We start from the raw sequence: 16384 nt of genomic DNA on the forward strand, positions 1-16384 counted from the left end.
AGCGCCCCACTGCCTTCGGTCAGGGGCCGAAGGTGAAGACGTAGGCGCGGAAGCCTGGTTCGTTTGAGACCAGGGTGAGCACGTGATTGCCTTTGCCGGCGCCGTTGACCAGGCGCAGCATGCCCGAGCGGTCGAAGCGGGCGACGCCGTCTTCGCCGACGTCCGCACCGCGCGCGGCGCTCACCGGTTTCCCGTCCAGCAGCACGGTCAGCGCGCCCTTGCCGGTGGGCGGCGGCTGCACGACCAGGTTAACTTCGCCGCCCGTGAAGGGCATCACGATCTTGCCGCCGGCCTTGCGCAATTCGATGTACTGGCCCTTCGTTTGCCAGTCGCCTTCGAGCTGGAAGGCGCCCGGCTCGCGCTGGTCGCCGCCGACATAGGTTTCGCCGGTGATGCCGGCGTAGGAGGGCTGTCCGCTGCGGGCGAAGGCTTTCGCTTCGCGGCTGGTGTCCGGCAGGGTGATGCCCGGATGAGCAGCCATCAACAGGCGCCGCACTTCGGCCTCGATTTCGTCGTAGCTGCCTTCGCCGACCCAGCGGCGCACCATGTTGCCCTGGGCGTCGAACAGGTATTTGGCGGGCCAGGCGTCATTGTGGAAGGCCTGCCAGACGGTGAACTTGTTGTCCAGCGCGACCGGGTAAGTGAGCTGGTGGTCGCGGATGCCGCGGTCGATGTTGGCGGCCTGCTTGCCGAATTCGAATTCCGGCGCGTGTACGCCGATCACGGTCAGGCCGTACTTGGCGTAGTCGCGGTCCAGTGCCTTGGTGTAGGGCGAGCTGCGAATCCAGTTGATGCAGGTGTATTCCCAGAAGTCGACCAGTACGACCTTGCCCTTCAGGGCGGCCGGGGTGAGCGCGGGCGAATTCACCCAGCGCTCGGCCTGCAGAGCGGGGATTTCGGCGTTTGCCAGCGCCGGCAGGAGGGCCGCGGCGGCGGCCAGCGTGGTGATCAGCTGTCTCATGTACTTCATGGTACACGAGCTTTGGGCGCATTGCTGGCGTCTACATTGTCGCGGCACGCCCCCGCAGGGCTTCCAGCGTGCGCGGGAGGCTGCGCTTGCTCATCAGGTCCACGATCCAGCCGAAACCGAATGGCACGGGGCCGGGGTCGGCGTAGACGTGATACTCAACCACCGACTTTTCCGATGCGCCGGCCGCGGGCCTGAAGAGCCAGTAGCCGGTAGTGTCGGCAATGGTGTCGGATTGCTTCAGGTCTGGGCGGGGGATCAGCTTCCAGGACAGCTTGCATTGGTTGCCGCTCGCGTCGGCGTCCAGGCGCAGGCGGTATTTCTTTTCCTGGCCCAGCGGGAGGTCGAGGGTCATGTCCACCAGCACGTAGCCTTCGCCGGCGCCGACGGGCAGGGCGCTTTTGGTGTTTGGCATATAGCTGGCGTAGGACGGGTAGTCCTGCACGATGCCGCACAGCTTTGCTACCGGGGCGGCGATCAGCGTGACGGCCGTGAACGTTTTGCCGGGCTGGCCGGTGGCCGGCTGCTCGGTGACACGGACCTGGTCTTCGCCTGGCGCCGTGTCGGCGTGGGCGCTGCCCGCCGCGCTCAGTGCGAGTGCGATTGCCAGCAGGCCCGCGCCATGTCCGACAGCCAAACCGCAACCCCAAGTGTCAGGCACGATGTGCCTGACACTAGCTTTTGCTTTGGTGGTCATGATCACGGTTTTCGGGCGAGGGTGATGACGGTGCCGGTCAGGTCGATGCCGGTCATGGTGATGCTGCCGAAGCTTGGCCCGCTGGCGGCGCCGCCGTGGACGCGGATGTTCTTGAAGCTGATCTCGCCGATGGTGGTCGGCAGGCTGAGGGAGATGGAGCCGTCCGCATTCAGCATCGAAGCCGCGCGGTTGGGCGCATACACCACATTGTGCATGGTCACATCGGAATCGAGGAAGCCAAGCACCGGATTGACCAGCTTCGCCAGGTCGCCGATCACCTCCACGTTGTTATCCTTGAGCTGCTGGCGCACCTGGTGCACGAGGTCATCGCCGAGCCCCTGGGCGGATACCGCGTCCAGCTGCGTCTCGTCCAGCGGTTCCATGGCGCGGCGCGGCACGATGGCGGGCGTGCTGATCGAGGTCGCTGGCAGCGCCGCTTCTACCGCGTAGGATTCCAGCGGCGCGAAGACAGCGCTGATGAAGGCCGCCGCCATGCGCACGCGGCGCTGCTTGCGCAGGATGTCCTGTACATGCTGATGCGACACCAGTTCCCACTCGGCGAAAATCTCGCCCAGGCGCTGGCCCGTGCTGCGCTGGTGCTCGATCGCGTGCGCCAGCTGTTCTTCGGTAATCAGCTTGTGTTTGACCAGCATCTGGCCAAACAGCTGCGTCGTTTGCTCCGCTCTAAACCATGCCATGTTTTTCTCCGTGGTGGACGATATCCGAAGGCGTCATGCCGAACCAGCGCTTGCAGGCGCGGTAGAAGGCGCTCGGTTCGGAAAAGCCGAGCTGGAAACTGAGCATCTTGAGCGACAGGTCGCCCGCTTCAAGCGACTGGCGCGCCAGCTCGCGGCGCGTGTCGTCGACCAGGCTGGTGAAACTGGTGCCTTCCTCGGCCAGGCGGCGCTGCAGCGTGCGTTCGCTCATCATCAGCCGCGCCGCGACGGCATCGCGGTGCGGCGGACCTTTCGGCAGCATGGCCGCCAGGATTTCCTGCACGCGCGCCGTGAAGCTGGGCGGCGCCGCATGCGCCAGCCGCTCCAGCACGGGCGAGGCATGCGCCGCCGGCGTGAGGGCATCGACCAGGTCCGAGTCCGAGAACTCCATCACATTGTGGCGGCGGCCGAAATGCACGGGGCAGCCGAAAGTCTGTTCATAAAAGGCCGCATTGGCCGGTTCGGGGAAGGCATACTCCACCACCACCGGCACCGCGTCGTCACGGCCGGACGCGCGGCGCAGCGTGCGCAGCAGCACGCACCACACGAAGTCATAGCGCTGGATGGGCACCGCGCGATCCAGGCCGGGCAGCACGATGCCGACCCGCGTATGGCCGTGGCAGCGCTCGATCGTGCTTTGCACGGTGGGAGAAACGAGCATGATGTGCCCCATCACGCCCAGCCAGCCAAGCCGGTGCGGCGTCGAGACCTTCAGCCCTATCAGCGGATCGCCCGCATGGTCCACCAGCAGTTCCCACAGGTGACTCAGCTTATCGGACAGACTCAGCGCGTCGCAGGCCAGGCCGTCGCCTTCATTCAGGCCGGCCAGTTCGAACAGCGAATCCGCCACGATGCCCGACAGGGCCAGGCGCGATTTCACGCCGCGAACCAGATGGAGAGCCGAGGAGTAGCTCATGGCGCGTTTCCCGCGATCAGGGCGTCACCGCCGTGCGCAGGCGCGTGCCGATGCGCTGTTGCAGTTCCTGCAGCTTGGGGTCGATCACGGCGCGCGTATCGGCCGCCACGCTTTCGCCCAGCTTCTTCTGCAATTCCGGCACCATGGACTCGAACTTCGCCTTCACCGGCGATTCGAGAATGGCGATGATCTGCTTCAGTTCCTCCTCCGTGAAGCGCTCGGCCAGCATGGGCGCGATCGTGGTGGGGATCAGCTTCTCGGCGCTGGCGCGGGTCACGCTCTTGTTGTCCTCCATGAATTTGCGCGCATCTTCCGCGATTTCAGTCAGGGCCGCATCGCGCTTTTCCGGCGCGGCGCGCCCCTGCAGCATCACGCGCGCCTGCTGCACCGCATTGCCCACGGGCTGCTGCAGCATGGATTCGCCGATCGTCTCCACATGCCACAGCTTCAGCACCCGGTTCACCAGTTCCTGCTTGCTCGTTGCCGCCGCTTCGGCGCCGGTGCACAGCGCCAGTGCGGCGCACATGATCGCTAGTTTTTTCATAACGTCCTCCTTAGAATTTGTGGTTGAGACTAAAACCGACGTAGCGGACCTTGATATCGCCCGCCACATCCAGACCTGCATATGGGTTGTAGATCACGTTCAGGAATTTGCTGCTGTTCATGTTGTCGTCCGTATTGGCGGGGGCGGCGAAGCGGCCCTTCATCAGGGACGCAGTCAGGCTCACGTCATAGGACTTGGAAATCCTGTAGTTCAGGCCAAAGCTGTACAGCCGCGTATCGGGCAGCGGCGCAATGAGGTCGATCTTGTTCACCGGGACGGACGACTTGCGCGGCTCATAACCGAAGCGCAGCGCGAGGCTATCGAAGGGGAAGAGCTGCACGCCATAGCCGAAGTTGACGAGGCTCTTGTAGCCGCGCGGGATTTTCAGCTTGGTCGAATCGGGAATGCCATACAGGCGCGCCACTTCCAGCAGGCGCACGCTCTGGTCGAATTCGAAAGTCAGCGCATTCCAGTCGCTCCAGCGCGCATAGCTGGCGTCCACATTGACCTGGATATACTTGATGGGCTTGAGCTTGATGCCGACCTGCAGGTGGGCAGGGAAGGGGATAGTGGCGCTCAGGTTGCCCTTCTGGACTTCTGGAATGGACTGCGGCAGGCCAAGCACGGCGCCCGCGATGGGGCCGAGCAGGCTGGAATTCAGGCCCTTGACGAAGTTGCGCAGCATCGGCTCTGTATCGAATTCGTACTTCCCCGTGTAGCGCGTGTTGGAGCCGCCCTGGTAGACGATGCCGAGCCCCAGCCAGGGCCGGGGTTCCCACAGCACGCCGAGATTGATGGTCGGGTCCACCGGCGCCGTCATTTCCATGCGCATCGAGGCCGCCTTCTTGAAGGGGCTGACGAAACCATCCTTGCCGCCGCCGCACAGGCCGAAGCCGAAGATGTCGATCACATTGCCGCCCTGTTCCGGGCACCAGCCCTGCTGCAGCTTGCCGAACACGCCCAGCAGCTCATTGGGGAAGCGCATATTCGTGTCGATCACGAAAGCCGAGTGGGCGATGGGCACGGAGACGCCGAAGCGCAGCGTGTCCGAATACTTGTAGCCGATGGAGGGCGACAGGTAGACCAGGCGCTGCAACTGGATCAGGCGCCCGTCGTAGCTGCCCGGATCGTTCGGGTCCGTGCTGCGGTCGATGCTGATGGCCTGCGCCATGTAGTTGTTGGTGGCGAAGGTCCAGGGCGAACCTGGCTTGTTCCAGGCGAAGCCGATGCCGGGGATGACCACGCCGGGCAGGCGCCAGCCCGGCATGCCGTAAGCCGGGACGTACATCTTCTGGCGCACCGGGCCCGTGCTGGTGCCGGCCAGCGGGTCGTTGGTCCAGCCGCCGATGTCGAGACCGTCCGGCTGGTGGAAGCTGGCCCTGGTGCGGATCGAAGCGCCGAAAGCGGAGTGGGTGGCGCTGTCGCCGACCAGGCGCGCCAGGCCGGCCGGATTGAAATGCACGGAATCGATGCCGGGCGGATCGGCCGTGACGGCATTCCCCAGCGCCATTGCGGTGACGCTGGTTGTCAGGTTCTCCACCAGTGCGGCACGCGCGGGGAAAACGCAGCAGAGGGCGGCGGCCAGCGCCGTCATGCGGACCTGGGCTTGCATGGCGTTTCCGTCAGAAGGCCAGCGGCACGTTCAGGCCCATGGACAGGTTGGGCGAATCGTTGGTGAGGCCGATGCCGACCGAGAAGTTGAGTGTGGTCTTGGGCGAGACGCGATAGCCCAGGCCCATGTTCAGCATGCCCGAAGTCTGGGTGCTGGTCTTCACATTCAGCCCATCCTCGAAGCGCAGCTTGGAACCCTGCGATACCGCTTCCTGGAACGACACCGTAGTCGTGATGCCGTAGGAGAGCGCATAGGCGAAGCCCAGGCCGAAGCCGATGCTCATGCCCGGCTGCACGCGCGTCAGGACGCGAGTGCCGGTGACCTGGCTCAGGTCCTTGGCCGGTGCGCTGGCCGTCACGTTCAGGGAGCCGAACAGCGCCACGGGATCGACGATGCGATTCACGTTTACGCCCAGCGACAGCGCAGTGACGCCGCTGCCGGTCGCCTCGCCGCTGCCGGCAATGATCTTGAAGGGGCTGCGGCCGCTGGGCAGGCGCAGGTTGGAAGTCAGTGTCAGGCCCGGCGCATCGCGGCGCGCTTCGAAGGGCTGGAAGCGGGCGCCCAGGACGATGTCGCCGACCGAGTTGGACACGCCGCTGTGGCCGCGCGTTTCTGCGTATTTGGTGATCAGCGGCAGCGTGACGTTGGCGGTCAGGTTGTCGCGCACGCCGTAGTCGGCGGAAAAGGTGTTGGTGATGATGTGCGAGTTGACGTTCTCGATATCGAACAGCGTCAGGCCGCTGGAGGTGAAGTCGGTGACGATCTTTTCCTGGCCGATGTAGCTGTAGTTCAGGTCATAGGTGAACTGGGTCTTGCCACGGCGGATAAGGCTGTATTGCTTGTCGACGGCGGTCAGGGTTTCCTTCAGCAGGGCGCTCTGGTCGCCTTCGCCTTCCTTCTTGGCCAGCGCGTCACGCGCGGCGGCAGCGCTGGCAGGCGCTGTCTGGCTCTCCTGCGCCCCTGCGTTCATCGAATGCACCAGCAGGGCTGAAGCAAGAAAGACAGGCAGTGTGCTCAATTTCATACTTTGGTTCCTTATGCTGACTTATTGACGATGCATCCACGTGCCGGAGACGCCGGAGTTGACGGCGCGTTCCAGCTGCAGGGTGGCGTGGTTGAGGGCATCCAGGCGGCCCTGGTTGGTGACGCGGTCCATGTCGACCACGCCCAGTTCCCTGTCGGTGAGCGCCAGTTGCGCCGGCGCGTGCTGGCCTTGCGGCAGCGAGAGAATGAAGAGGGTGTTCTTGTCCCACAGGGACGCGAACTCCTCGACAGAGAACACGATATTGCCGGCCGATGGGTCGGCGATGTAGACCACGCCGTCGCGGATCCCGCGCAGCACCACGAAGTGCTTGGCCCCGGCGTAGTCGATGGGAACGATGCCTGGTTCGGTCAATGTCAGCAAATCCTTGATTTCGGCGCGGTAGCCGGCGCCGCTCACGTTCAGCGAGGCGGCGTAGCGCTTCATGTCCAGCAGCGAAAAGCCGCGCCTCTCGATGATCTTTTCCTTTCCCCCTTGTCCAGCATGCCTTCCATGGCTTGCTGTTCCGTGACCTGGATGCCCAGGTGGTAGTTGAGGATGGTGACCAGGGCCGCGGAGCCGCAGCTGTAGTCATAGGCCTGGCGCACGATGTGCTTGTACTTGAGCTCCGAGAAGGGCTCCATCGTCACCGCCTGCGTGTAGGCGCCGCCGCCCAGCATGGTCTGTGGCATTTCGAACTGGGCTTTCGGACGGTCCTGCACTTCATGGCGCGACAGCACGCCGGCCCCTCCGACCAGGGCGGCGATCACGCCCATCAGCAGCATCAGCATGGCGTCCCCCTGTGCGTAGGGACGAGCGGGGCCACACGCGTTGTGCGCGCGCAAAATTTTGAGCTTCCCATGTTGTCTCCGTATTTATCGAACGACCGTGCTAATAAAAAGCGAGCGTTCGTCCTTATGTTTTTGGTAATGATTAACGCATGATTGCCGCGCGCACGGCAGCAAAAAAATTAGAAGCACATCTCTAATGCGACGCGCCGGAAATTGGGTTATTACGCGTACGCGAGCGTGCCTGCGAGTGCACATGCGCGCGCGAGCACAGGCTGTTGTGTGTATGTTGTTGCGAGGTTTGCATGCAACATGCGCTTCACTCTGGCTGGCTCGCCAAGCCAAGTATTTGGCCTGAACGGTCATGCCAAAAAGATAGACCCGGCCGAGGGCGGGAACCTATCATAAATTTAATTAATATTGAAAAAATATTAAGAATGCGTCTCGTCGTTCCGCACCCACCAGGGCGTGACGGCAATGGGACGCGGAGGACGAAACCAATCAAAAACCCTACGGAGATAAACCTATGAAACGCATTACCGCTGCTGTTGCTGTCGCCCTGTCCACCCTGGCCCTGTCCGCTTCGGCCATGACCCCGATCCAGGATGCTGACCTGAGCAAAGTGACCGGCCAGGATGGCGTGTCGATCGGCGCCAATCTGAACATCAAGATGGATTCCTTCGTCTACACCGATACGGACGCAGTCGATCCGACCACCGGCCTGGGCGGCGGTAGCGTGAGCTTCAACGGCATTCAGGTCAAAGGCCTGATCGCTGCTTCCATCGACATCCTGTCGAAGGCATCCTTCGCCCAGGCAGCAGCTGCGGCCGGCGTGGACCTGGTCAAGACCGCGGCCTTCGGCGCTGCTGCCTTCGTGCCGCCAGGCGACGTGGTGCAGATCGCTATCCCTGACAAGATCGAAGTGGCTGCCGGCAAGCTGCTGGACATCAAGGTCGACTCCATCAAGATGGGCGGCAGCAATGCCTCCTACGGCTCCATGGCCATGAACCAGCTGGACCTGCGCGGCACCACCGTGTGGATCTGGGCACACTGATCTGACCAACGGCGGCCGCACAACGGCCGCCTCTCCTACTTAACCCATGAGCAAATGTCTCGGTTTGGCCGCTACGGCGGCCTTCTTTTCGCCGCCCCTGCGATGGCGCAGCTGCAGGCGATGAGCGATGAGGAAATGTCGCGCACGCGCGGCCAGGGCCTGATCGCCATCAGCAACAGCCGCCTGGGCGACTTCGACTTCACGCGCATCGCGCTCGATGCGGACGTGACGCTGAACGCCAGCTTCCGCAACATGCGCCTGGGCGATTACCGTTACGCCTCGCGCGAGGGACTGGGCGCGGACATCGATATGCCGCTGCTGCAGTTCGGCCGCAGCGATGGCACGGCCGCGCAACGTACCGTGCAGATTGCCAATCCCTATTTCGAATTTGTTTATCGCGCCGGCGCCGATGCCACAGCGCCGCGCGAAGTGATCGGCATGCGCCTCGGCTTCGACGCCATCAGCGGCGACGTGGGCCTGAAGCTGAACAGCCTTTCCGGTTCCATGCTGGTGAACGGCACGGCAGCCGACGGCAGCACCGTCACGCTCGACTCGCGCACCGACGCGGGCGGCGGCAAGCGCTGGGACGGCAGCTGCACCGCGCCCTGCCTGAACTTCTCCCAGCTGGGCAGCGTGCGCGCGGGCGACGCCGGCGGCCCAAGCCGCGATTTCTGGATCTCGGTGCTGAAGACGGGCGTGCAGTTCCAGGCGCCGTCCGGCACGACGCAATTGCCGGACATGGCGCAGGCGGGCATCTGGATGAACTGGCGCGACAAGCTGCAGGCGCTCGGCACGACGGCCGTGGCGCCGCCCAGCCTGCCGGCGGTGAAATGATGCGCAAGCTTGCCTTCGTCTTCGGGATGGGCCTTGCATGCGCTGCGCCTGCGCAGGCGCAGGGCCTGAAGCCGCTCAGCGACGATGCACTGTCGGACGTGCGCGGGCGCGATGGCGTGAGTTTCGACCTTTCCGGTTTTTCGATGAGCGGCAATGCGCGTGCGACCTTCACGGCGTCGCCTGGCCGCAGCATCTGGATGGAAAACCTGAGCGCGTCGCGCAGCGACAGCGCCGTGGCCTTCTCCGATCCCTACCGGCTGGACATCGTGGCCGGCGCACCAGGCCTGGCGGACGTGATCCGCTTCAACTTCCCCGTCAATGCGGACGGCGCCCAACGCTGGCAGAAAGCCTGGGACTTCGGCGTGGAAGCGGACGGCATTGTCAGCAAGGGCGGCAGCCTGGTATTCAGCGATATGGTTTTCTATGGCGGCGGCTGGCAATTCTCCACGCCGCGGGTGGCCGACGGCGTGGCCTTCGGCGCGGCGCTGCGGCTGGACATCGGCCAGCTCGCGCTGCGCACCGCGGGCCGCAACAACGCAGGCGAACAGATGGCGCTGCAGGGCATACGCATTGGCGAAGTGGACGAAAACGGCAACTTCACCGGCGCACCGTGGAAGATTGCGGACGTGGCGAGCCAGCCCGCCGTCATCAACGCGGTGGCCGACGAAAACGGTCCGCGCCTGCACATCGGCATCGACTGGCCGGATGCGAAATACGGCAGCGGCCAGGCGGCGTTGGGCGGCATCCAGATCGACAGGATTTCATTTACCAGCCCGGCAACCGGCACCACAGATCTCGGTTCCTCGCGCATCGGTTCGGTGCAGATCAACTTCCTCGATATCAAGTTCCGCCAATGAAGCGCGCCCTCGCCATCGCACTGCTGCTGTCCGGCGCTGCCCATGCCGGGCCGCTGCGTGCGCTGGACGACGGCGAACTGGAACAGGTCAATGCGCGCGACGGCATCAGCTTCGCCGCCCACGTGGCGATCAACGACCCAACGCTGGTGGGCGCGGTCAGCGATTCGCGCCTGTCGCTGGGCTTCCACGATAACGGGCAAACGCGCTTTATCGTGCTGCGCAATGTGCGCGGCGTGATCGATATGTCCACCATCAATATCGATGTGCACGCGAAGCCGGATGGCAGCGGCGATTACGTGGCGCTGACCCTGCCCGGCACCGTGCGCTTCAGGAACTTCGGCTTCGAATCAATGAGCGTGCAGAACGATCCGCTCGCGCCCGTGACCAACAGCCTTGGCAGCTTCAACGTGAACGGCGATATGAATATGACCGGCCAGGTCAGGATGTGGGCGCACTAGGGTTTCTTGTCGACGTAGATGACGGTGGTGCGCAGGTCGATGGATTGCATGGTGGTGTTGCTGCCTTCCACGCGGACATTGCGCACATTCAGCGCGCCTGCCGTGAGGGGCAGGGTGAGCGAGAGCGTGCCGTCCGGCAGGGCTGCCGACGTGGCGGGGCCGGTAGGGGAGAGCGGGCGCTCGGGCGTGAAGTCGCGCTCGATAGCGTCCAGCACCGGATCGAGGCGCTGGGCCAGGTCGCCGATGGCCTGACCTGCAGCGTCGCGCGCCGCGCTGTCGGTCGCCGCGCCGCTGTGGATCGAACCACCGGTAACGCCGCCAAGGCGAGCATCGTCGACTGCGGAAGCGGAGATGGCCGCGGGCGTCGTGGTGTCGGCTGCGTGGGACTCCAGCGGTGCGAGGATGGCGCCGACGAGGGCCGCGGCCATGCGCAAGTGGCCTTGCTTGCGCAGCATTTCCTGCACTTTCTGCTGCGAGAGCAGATGCCATTCTGCGAAGATTTCACCGAGGCGCTGGCCGGTGGCGTGCTGCTGCTCAATGGCGCGCGCCAGCTGGTCCTCGGTAACGAGATGATTCTTTACCAGCAGCTCTCCGAACAACTGCGGCGATCGGTCCATGGCGCTCCCCTCATGCGGGTACTCGTTGCTCTGCAAATTCCGTCAAGTATATCGCGAAGGCCACGGCGGGGAACATCAGGCCGGCCACCAACACGCCGTGCCAGCCGTGGTTGGCGAACATCCAGCCGCCCAGCGAGGAACCGGCTGCGCCGCCAAGGAAGAAGATCGAGATGTACAAGCCATTCAGGCGGCTGCGCACTTCCGCGCCCAGCTGGAAGATGGCGCGCTGGCCGAGCACCAGGTTGGCGGAGGCGCCCATGTCTAGCACCACGGCGGCAACCACCAGCAGGCCCAGTTCGAAATCGCGGCTGCCATGCAACAGCAGGGGCACTGCAAAGGCCAGCATTGCGGCGATCATGGCCATGCCGGTGGTAGAACGGGTCTTGCCCTGGTCCGCGCGGCGGCCGGCGAAGGGCGACGCCACGGCGCCGGCCACGCCGACCAGCGCGAAGATGGCGATGCCCGTTTGCGACAGACCATATGCCGGGCTGGCGAGGATCAGCGGCACCGTGGTCCAGAACAGGCTGAAGGCGCCGAAGATGCAGGCCTGGTAGGCGGCGCGGCGGCGCAGCACCGGTGTGGTTTTCAGCAGGTCCCACATCGACGCCAGCAGCTTCGTGTACTTCATGGCGCCTTGCGGCTGGCGCTGGGGCAGCTGCCTGGTGAGTACGAAGGCGAGGATGGCGGTCAGCACAGCGGAAATAATGAAGATGGCGTGCCAGCCGAAGACGTCGGTGACCAGGCTCGCGACGGGCCGCGCCAGCATGATCCCCAGCAGCAGGCCGCTCATGACCGTGCCCACCGTTTGTCCGCGCCGTTCGGGCGCGGACATGTGGGCTGCGATCGGTACTAAAACCTGGGCGGCGGTGGCGGTGAGGCCAATGGCGAAAGCGGCAGAGAGGAACAGCGTGGCGCTGCTGCTGGCGGCGGCGGCGACGAGGCTGAGCGCCGTGGCAATCAGCAGGGAGACGGCGAGCTTGCGGTTTTCCAGCAAGTCGCCGAGGGGAACGATGAAGAGCAGACCAAGGCAGTAGCCGATCTGAGTGAGCGTTACGATCAGGCCCGCGGCGCCCGGATCGAGCCCGGTGGCGCGGCTGATCGGCCCGACCAGGGGCTGCGCGTAGTACAGATTGGCGACGATCAGGCCGGCGGCGGTGGCCAGCAGCCAGACCGTGCCAGCGGAAATGGTGTGTTCTTCTTGATGACTCATTTAAGCTCGCGATGGATGTCCGCCGCAATCTCGTAGGAGCGCAGGCGTGCCTTGTGCTCGTAGATCTGCGACGTGATCATCAGCTCGTCCGCTCCGGTGCTGGCGATAAAGCCTTTCAACTGGCTACGCACGGTGTCGGGCGAACCGATAGCCGAACAGGATAGCACCGAATCGATAATCGCGTTCTCCTGCGGCCCGAGGCCACTGCGGTAGTCCTTTAAGGGCGGCGGCAACTGGGACGGGCGGCCGCTGCGCAGGTTGACGAAGGCTTGCTGGGCCGAAGTCACGAGGAATTGCGCCTCTTCGTCGCTGTCCGCCGCGAACACGTTATAACCCAACATCACGTAGGGTTTTTGCAGCTGCGCGGACGGCTGGAAATTGCTGCGGTACAGGTGCAGCGCCTGCATCATCATCTGCGGCGCGAAGTGCGATGCGAAGGCGAAGGGCAGGCCGAGATGGGCCGCCAGCTGGGCGCCAAAGGTGCTGGAGCCGAGAATCCACAGCGGCACCTTGGCGCCGCGGCCCGGCGTGGCCATCACGCGCTGGCGCGGCTCGTCGGACATATAGTCCTGCAGCTCCAGCACATCCTGCGGAATTCGTCCGCACTGGCGGCGAGGTTGCGGCGCAGGGCGCGCGCCGTGGTCTGGTCCGAGCCGGGCGCGCGGCCCAGGCCCAGGTCTATGCGGCCCGGGTGCAGCGCTTCCAGTGTGCCGAACTGCTCGGCGATCACCAGCGGCGAGTGATTGGGCAGCATGATGCCGCCCGCGCCCACGCGGATGGTCGACGTGCCGGCTGCGATGTGAGCCATCACTACCGACGTCGCCGCGCTGGCGATGCCGGGCATGCCGTGGTGTTCGGCCACCCAGTAGCGGTTGTAGCCCCAGCGCTCGCCGTGCTGCGCGAGGTCGAGGGAGTTGCGCAGCGAAGTGCGGGCATCGCTGCCTTGAGCGATGGGCGAAAGGTCGAGTATGGAGAAGGCGGTCATTCCAATCATGTCAGGGCTGCTGGCGGGGCTTTCAAGCAAGGCCCTGAAAGTATCAGGGGAATTGCGTTACTATCTCGGCATGAATGTCTTGCGAATAATATTGCTTGCCCTGCTGTTCAACGGGTCCGCGCACTCGGCGCCAGCGCCGCAAAGCCTCGTTGACCTGGCCGGGCGCCCGATCGGCACCGTCTTCGGTTTTCAGTATCCGGACCTGGAGCAGGCCCTGGGCACAGGCTTCGTGCGCGAAGACGGACCATCGAACCTGAGCAACCTGCGCAAGCTGGCCGCCGGCCGCGTGCCGCATGTGTCCACCATCAAATATTTCTACGATTATCAGCTGAAGCAGCGGGAGCCGATCGACGTGCACCCGCCGCTGCTGGTTAAGCAGTACCTGACAAGATGCGCCGTGTCCCAAAAGGGCCGCGTATCCCTGGCCGACGTCGACACCGCGCTCACATAACTGGTGCGCGACGGCGCCATCGCGAAGATTCTCTCCACCTACCAATAAGAGACGATGCTGAAGAAACTTGCCCTCCTGCCGCTGCTTGCCAGCGCCGCCCTGCATGCCGCGCCGCTTAGCGACGCCGCCACTTCCACCGCCAGCTATGCCCGCAAGACTTACCAGAAGCAGGTCGTGGACAGCCTTGCCAGTATGGTCAGCTTCAATACCGTGGCTGATCCCAAGGTGCCGTTCGAACAGAATCCGCAGCATATCGGCTTCAAGAAATTCCTGAAGGACGAAGCGGACCGCCTCGGCTTCGATTACCGCGACGATGGCTATATCGTCGTCATCGGATATGGCAATAGCGAAGACCGCGTGGGGGTGGTCACGCACGGCGATGTGCAGCCGGTCGATCCCTCCAAGTGGAAACAGTCGCCGTTCAAGCTCGATCGCACCAGCGAGCCAGGCTTGCTGCTGGGGCGCGGCACGGAAGACGACAAGGGACCGATCGCCACCGCGCTGTATGCGATGAAGGCGATCAAGGACCGCAAGGTGGCGCTGAAGAAGCGCATCGAACTCTATGTCTATATGGCGGAGGAATCGGACTGGGCGCCGCTGGAAGCCTGGCTGAAAACGCACACGCCGCCGCAGGTGAACATCACGCTCGATGCGGAATACCCGGTGGTGACGGCGGAGAAGGGCTGGGGCCTGATCGCCGTTTCCATGCCGCCTGATGCGCCGCGCGCCGCAGCGCCGGCCGCCAATGCATCCACGCCGCAGCTGGCTTCCTTCACGGGCGGCTTTTTCGCCAGCCAGATCCCGGAAGACGCACGTGCTGAAATCGACAACGCCACGCCGGAACTGGAGCGCGAAATCCGCCTGCGCGCCATGAAGCAGAAAGGCATGTCTTACCAATACTCGTGGGACGGCAAGCGCCTGCTGGTTACAGGCAAGGGCTACGCCGCGCATTCGTCCAAGCCGTGGGAGGGCGTGAACGCAATTGCCATGCTGGCCGACGCGCTGGCGGTGCGCAGCTGGTCCGGTACCCAGGCCGGCGCGATCGCCGACTTCACGGCGGAGATGGTCGGCACCGGCCTGTATGGTGAGCGCTTCGGCAAGATCGCCTACCGCGACGGCTTCATGGGCCAGATGACCGTGGCGCCGACCACGCTGAAGATGGACGCCGACAAGAACCTCGTCCTCGGCATCAACCTGCGCCGACCGCGCGGCAAGAGCCATGATCAGCTGGACCAGGAGATCAAGTCCGCGTTCGAGGAATGGAAGCAGAAGCGTGGCGTGGCCGCGACGGTGTCCACCACCATTGGCGAACCGTGGGTGCAGGATAAGGCGCCGCAAGTACCGACCCTGATGGCGGTGTTCAATCACTACAGCGGCATCGTCGACGCCGCGCCGATCGCCATCGGCGGCGGCACCAATTCGCGCCTCTTCCCGAGTGCGGTGAGCTTCGGCCCCACCATGCCCGGCAAGGTCTATACCGGCCACTCCGAACACGAGTACATCACGGAGAAACAGCTGCTGCTGAATCTTGAAATGTATACAGCAGTGCTGGTCGAATTGGCACGATAGCCTTTCTGTAACGCAAAAAAAACGATTTCTTCTCAGCCGTTCTTGCTTTACCATGGGCAATAAGGGCTTCCGCACCGGAAGCCCTCAGCCCATGCCTGGCTGCATCTCAGGCATCACGTTACTGAGCCCCTGTAATGCGCCGCCCGATCGCCTTCCTGCTCTCCCTCGTCCTTTCCTGGACCGCCCACGCCATGGATATGAGTATTCCGCCGGGATCGTCCGGTGCGGCCGAGTACGTCTCCGCCTCTCCCGAAGTGCCGCGCCGCGGCGCACTGTACCGCGTACGCCACGATGGCAAGACCAGCTATCTGTTCGGCACCATCCACGTCGGCAAGCAGAACTTCTTCCCGCTGGAGCCGGAAGTGACGCGCGCGCTGGCCGATTCCAGCTCCCTGGTGCTGGAGCTGGACGTGCGCGCCGCCGAGCCATTCCAGAAGGCGCTGGCGAAGTATGGCGATTATCCGGCCGGCGAGACGATCCGCGACCACCTGTCGCCGCAGGCGCTCGGCGTGCTCAACCGTGCGCTGGCCCGCGCCAACCTGAGAATGAAGGACGTGGAACGCTATCGTCCCTGGCTGGTGGCAAACATCCTCGTCGGGCAGGAAATTGAAAAGATTGGCTTCCAGCGCAGCAATGGCGTGGAAGGCTACCTGCTGCAGGCGGCCACGCGCCAGAAAAACCGCTGCGCGAGCTGGAAACGGCTGACTATCAGCTCAGCCTGTTCTCGACCCTCAGCGACGCCCAGCAGGAAAAATACCTGCTGGAGAACATCGCCGAGATCGACAATGGCATGGCGGTCAAGAAGTCCGCCGGCCTGATCGAAGCGTGGGGTACGGCCGATGCCAGCCGCATCGCCGAGCTGACGCGCGAGCTGACCACCGGCGATACCGTGAGCGCCAGTTTCATGGGCGGCACGCTGCTGGGCAAGCGCAACCCCGAGATGGCAGACCGCATCGGCGCCATCATGGAAGGCGGCGGCACGCCTTTCGTCGGCATCGGCCTGCTGCACCTGGTCGGCGAGCATGGCGTGCCGGCGCTGCTCAGGCAGCGCGGCTACGATGTCGAAAAACTGTACTGAG

17 protein-coding genes and 2 pseudogenes are annotated in these 16384 nt (G+C 64.3%); 7 read left to right on the plus strand and 12 right to left on the minus strand.

The genetic code is table 11. The features are described 5' to 3' along the window. Window positions 1–19 precede the first annotated feature (19 nt). From ACHMW6_RS07200 to ACHMW6_RS07240, 9 genes are all read right to left on the minus strand, one after another. Window positions 20–961 carry a redoxin domain-containing protein gene (locus tag ACHMW6_RS07200; protein ID WP_395406432.1) on the minus strand — a complete coding sequence of 314 codons (942 nt, stop codon included), beginning with the start codon at window positions 959–961 and terminating at the stop codon, window positions 20–22. A gap of 40 nt (window positions 962–1001) precedes the next feature. After that, window positions 1002–1604: a hypothetical protein gene (locus ACHMW6_RS07205; protein ID WP_395406433.1), complete on the minus strand. Its 603-nt coding sequence runs from the start codon at window positions 1602–1604 to the stop codon at window positions 1002–1004. A 62-nt stretch (window positions 1605–1666) separates the two neighbouring features. Then, the gene (locus ACHMW6_RS07210; protein ID WP_395406434.1) at window positions 1667–2362 is read right to left on the minus strand and encodes a hypothetical protein; all 696 of its coding nucleotides are present in this window, start codon (window positions 2360–2362) and stop codon (window positions 1667–1669) included. After that, a complete protein-coding gene (locus ACHMW6_RS07215; RefSeq protein ID WP_395406435.1) occupies window positions 2349–3296 on the minus strand; it encodes an AraC family transcriptional regulator ligand-binding domain-containing protein in 948 nt (315 codons plus the stop codon). The genes ACHMW6_RS07210 and ACHMW6_RS07215 overlap by 14 nt, the downstream gene beginning before the upstream one ends. Window positions 3297–3312: 16 nt before the next feature. Continuing rightward, window positions 3313–3840, minus strand: a complete 528-nt coding sequence (locus ACHMW6_RS07220; RefSeq protein WP_395406436.1) for a DUF2059 domain-containing protein — start codon at window positions 3838–3840, stop codon at window positions 3313–3315. 10 nt (window positions 3841–3850) lie between these two features. Beyond that, on the minus strand, window positions 3851–5452 hold the full coding sequence (locus ACHMW6_RS07225; RefSeq protein WP_395406437.1) for an OmpP1/FadL family transporter: 1602 nt from the start codon (window positions 5450–5452) through the stop codon (window positions 3851–3853). A 10-nt stretch (window positions 5453–5462) separates the two neighbouring features. Next, window positions 5463–6476, minus strand: coding sequence for a transporter (locus ACHMW6_RS07230; protein ID WP_395406438.1), 1014 nt, complete (start codon window positions 6474–6476; stop codon window positions 5463–5465). 21 nt (window positions 6477–6497) lie between these two features. Further along, window positions 6498–6920, minus strand: coding sequence for a C39 family peptidase (locus ACHMW6_RS07235; RefSeq protein ID WP_395406439.1), 423 nt, complete (start codon window positions 6918–6920; stop codon window positions 6498–6500). After that, window positions 6917–7264 carry a hypothetical protein gene (locus ACHMW6_RS07240; protein ID WP_395406440.1) on the minus strand — a complete coding sequence of 116 codons (348 nt, stop codon included), beginning with the start codon at window positions 7262–7264 and terminating at the stop codon, window positions 6917–6919. Before ACHMW6_RS07240 ends, ACHMW6_RS07235 begins: the two co-directional genes overlap by 4 nt. 523 nt (window positions 7265–7787) lie before the next feature. On the opposite strand from ACHMW6_RS07240, the gene ACHMW6_RS07245 reads away from it, so the two are divergent. From ACHMW6_RS07245 to ACHMW6_RS07260, 4 genes are read left to right on the plus strand one after another with little or no spacing between them, the layout of a single operon-like run. Next, a complete protein-coding gene (locus ACHMW6_RS07245) occupies window positions 7788–8315 on the plus strand; it encodes a DUF6160 family protein (RefSeq protein ID WP_395406441.1) in 528 nt (175 codons plus the stop codon). Between the two features lie 54 nt (window positions 8316–8369). Next, window positions 8370–9149, plus strand: coding sequence for a hypothetical protein (locus tag ACHMW6_RS07250; RefSeq protein WP_395406442.1), 780 nt, complete (start codon window positions 8370–8372; stop codon window positions 9147–9149). Continuing rightward, a complete protein-coding gene (locus tag ACHMW6_RS07255) occupies window positions 9146–10006 on the plus strand; it encodes a hypothetical protein (protein WP_395406443.1) in 861 nt (286 codons plus the stop codon). Before ACHMW6_RS07250 ends, ACHMW6_RS07255 begins: the two co-directional genes overlap by 4 nt. Beyond that, the gene (locus tag ACHMW6_RS07260) at window positions 10003–10464 is read left to right on the plus strand and encodes a hypothetical protein (RefSeq protein ID WP_395406444.1); all 462 of its coding nucleotides are present in this window, start codon (window positions 10003–10005) and stop codon (window positions 10462–10464) included. Before ACHMW6_RS07255 ends, ACHMW6_RS07260 begins: the two co-directional genes overlap by 4 nt. Here ACHMW6_RS07260 and ACHMW6_RS07265 read toward each other — a convergent pair. The 3 genes and pseudogenes from ACHMW6_RS07265 to ACHMW6_RS07275 all read right to left on the minus strand — a co-directional run bounded on the left by ACHMW6_RS07265 (window position 10461) and on the right by ACHMW6_RS07275 (window position 13276). Continuing rightward, entirely contained in the window at window positions 10461–11081 is a 621-nt protein-coding gene (locus ACHMW6_RS07265; protein WP_395406445.1) for a hypothetical protein, read from the minus strand. The two genes, ACHMW6_RS07260 and ACHMW6_RS07265, sit on opposite strands and share 4 nt — an antisense overlap. 10 nt (window positions 11082–11091) lie before the next feature. Continuing rightward, complete coding sequence (locus tag ACHMW6_RS07270) at window positions 11092–12291, minus strand: MFS transporter (protein WP_395406446.1); 1200 nt, start codon at window positions 12289–12291, stop codon at window positions 11092–11094. Beyond that, a pseudogene (locus tag ACHMW6_RS07275) lies at window positions 12288–13276 on the minus strand (LLM class flavin-dependent oxidoreductase). Before ACHMW6_RS07275 ends, ACHMW6_RS07270 begins: the two are co-directional and overlap by 4 nt. A gap of 7 nt (window positions 13277–13283) precedes the next feature. Here ACHMW6_RS07275 and ACHMW6_RS07280 point away from each other — a divergent pair. The 3 genes and pseudogenes from ACHMW6_RS07280 to ACHMW6_RS07290 all read left to right on the plus strand — a co-directional run bounded on the left by ACHMW6_RS07280 (window position 13284) and on the right by ACHMW6_RS07290 (window position 16383). Beyond that, window positions 13284–13736 (plus strand): hypothetical protein, encoded by a 453-nt coding sequence (locus ACHMW6_RS07280; RefSeq protein ID WP_395406447.1) that lies wholly within the window; start codon window positions 13284–13286, stop codon window positions 13734–13736. 54 nt (window positions 13737–13790) lie between these two features. Then, window positions 13791–15305 carry a dipeptidase gene (locus ACHMW6_RS07285; protein WP_395406448.1) on the plus strand — a complete coding sequence of 505 codons (1515 nt, stop codon included), beginning with the start codon at window positions 13791–13793 and terminating at the stop codon, window positions 15303–15305. A gap of 197 nt (window positions 15306–15502) precedes the next feature. Next, a pseudogene (locus ACHMW6_RS07290) lies at window positions 15503–16383 on the plus strand (TraB/GumN family protein). Window position 16384: the final 1 nt, after the last annotated feature.

This window comes from Pseudoduganella sp. UC29_106 (assembly GCF_044055365.1).
In the GTDB taxonomy this organism is placed as follows: Bacteria; Pseudomonadota; Gammaproteobacteria; order Burkholderiales; family Burkholderiaceae_D; genus Rugamonas.

Coding starts and splice junctions, on each gene's coding strand:
- ACHMW6_RS07200 (WP_395406432.1), bottom strand. CDS start 961: ATGAGACAGCTGATCACCACGCTGGCCGCCGCCGCGGCCCTCCTGCCG.
- ACHMW6_RS07210 (WP_395406434.1), bottom strand. CDS start 2,362: ATGGCATGGTTTAGAGCGGAGCAAACGACGCAGCTGTTTGGCCAGATG.
- ACHMW6_RS07215 (WP_395406435.1), bottom strand. CDS start 3,296: ATGAGCTACTCCTCGGCTCTCCATCTGGTTCGCGGCGTGAAATCGCGC.
- ACHMW6_RS07220 (WP_395406436.1), bottom strand. CDS start 3,840: ATGAAAAAACTAGCGATCATGTGCGCCGCACTGGCGCTGTGCACCGGC.
- ACHMW6_RS07225 (WP_395406437.1), bottom strand. CDS start 5,452: ATGCAAGCCCAGGTCCGCATGACGGCGCTGGCCGCCGCCCTCTGCTGC.
- ACHMW6_RS07230 (WP_395406438.1), bottom strand. CDS start 6,476: ATGAAATTGAGCACACTGCCTGTCTTTCTTGCTTCAGCCCTGCTGGTG.
- ACHMW6_RS07235 (WP_395406439.1), bottom strand. CDS start 6,920: ATGAAGCGCTACGCCGCCTCGCTGAACGTGAGCGGCGCCGGCTACCGC.
- ACHMW6_RS07240 (WP_395406440.1), bottom strand. CDS start 7,264: ATGCTGATGCTGCTGATGGGCGTGATCGCCGCCCTGGTCGGAGGGGCC.
- ACHMW6_RS07245 (WP_395406441.1), top strand. CDS start 7,788: ATGAAACGCATTACCGCTGCTGTTGCTGTCGCCCTGTCCACCCTGGCC.
- ACHMW6_RS07250 (WP_395406442.1), top strand. CDS start 8,370: ATGTCTCGGTTTGGCCGCTACGGCGGCCTTCTTTTCGCCGCCCCTGCG.
- ACHMW6_RS07255 (WP_395406443.1), top strand. CDS start 9,146: ATGATGCGCAAGCTTGCCTTCGTCTTCGGGATGGGCCTTGCATGCGCT.
- ACHMW6_RS07260 (WP_395406444.1), top strand. CDS start 10,003: ATGAAGCGCGCCCTCGCCATCGCACTGCTGCTGTCCGGCGCTGCCCAT.
- ACHMW6_RS07265 (WP_395406445.1), bottom strand. CDS start 11,081: ATGGACCGATCGCCGCAGTTGTTCGGAGAGCTGCTGGTAAAGAATCAT.
- ACHMW6_RS07270 (WP_395406446.1), bottom strand. CDS start 12,291: ATGAGTCATCAAGAAGAACACACCATTTCCGCTGGCACGGTCTGGCTG.
- ACHMW6_RS07280 (WP_395406447.1), top strand. CDS start 13,284: ATGTCAGGGCTGCTGGCGGGGCTTTCAAGCAAGGCCCTGAAAGTATCA.
- ACHMW6_RS07285 (WP_395406448.1), top strand. CDS start 13,791: ATGCTGAAGAAACTTGCCCTCCTGCCGCTGCTTGCCAGCGCCGCCCTG.